The organism is Pseudomonas sp. P5_B2 (assembly GCF_056400445.1).
Map to the genome: position 1 here is coordinate 1 of NZ_JBFULH010001046.1, position 1,084 is coordinate 1,084.

Annotated in this window: 1 protein-coding gene; it reads left to right on the plus strand. The window is 50.6% G+C overall.

From position 1 onward, the window contains the following. The coding region (locus AC1DRJ_RS29045) for a BREX system Lon protease-like protein BrxL (RefSeq protein WP_477805163.1) at positions 1 to 851 on the plus strand (851 nt) is incomplete at its 5' end. Positions 852 to 1,084: the final 233 nt, after the last annotated feature.

Sequence of the window (1,084 nt, forward strand, 5' to 3'; positions counted from 1 at the left end):
TCGACAAACACTTCAAACTGGGTAACAACCTTAACCAACGTGATGTGATCGCAGTACGCAAAACAGTATCCGGCTTGCTTAAGCTGCTCTACCCGCACGACGTATTCACAAAAGAAGACGTGCGTCAGTGCCTCGAGTACGCACTCCAAGTCCGCCGACGCGTGAAGGAACAGCTAAAGAAGATTGGTGGAATGGAGTTCTACGATGTTCACTTCAGCTACATCGACAATGAAACCCTTGAAGAACAATTCGTCACTGTGAAAGAGCAAGGTGGTGGTGGTCTTATCCCTGAAGGGCCAGGAAAGCCCGGTTTTATCCACACTATAGGCTTGAGCGGCAAAGGCATGCCTGGGTTGTATCGGATCGAACTGCAGGTGACCAAGGGTACTGGCAAGCTTGCCACTTCAGGCCTATGGAACTCCAGCTCTGCCAAAGAACAGGTAAAGATTGCCTTCGACTACTTCAAGGCCAACGCCTCACGCATCAGCGCTTCGGCTAAGGTGCTCGATCATGACTTCCACCTGCATGTGGTTGAGCTGCAAAACACCGGCCCTCTGACTCATATGGCGCTCCCAAGCTTAGTCGCCTTTGCTTCTGGGCTGATGGGCAGGCCCGCACAAGGACAAATGATCGTCCTCGGCGATATGAGCCTAGGCGGCAGCATCACGCCAGTTGAGAGTATCGCCGAATGCCTGCAAGTGGCCTTCGACGCAGGTGGAAAGCGCGTTGCGCTTCCCATGAGCAGTGCCAAGGACATCCCCAGTATCCCAGCTGAACTGTTCACCAAGTTTCAGACCAGCTTTTATGGCGAACCAGTAGAGGCTGTATTTAAGGCAATGGGCGTGGATTGAAAAAGGTCAGCCCGCCCGTGTATTTGTGGCGGGCTTTTTGATTTATTTTAGATTGGACGATACGAAGGAATTTTTGCCATGACTGAATACAATGCCAGCATGACAATTTTTGAGGCCTTCTACCGAAATGATGAGCTTCTTTACGAAGAAACGGTAGACCAAACATGGCGCAACATACTCTATGCCATCCAAGGTGCAAATCCACATGTTGACCGGATGGAACTATGCAATAT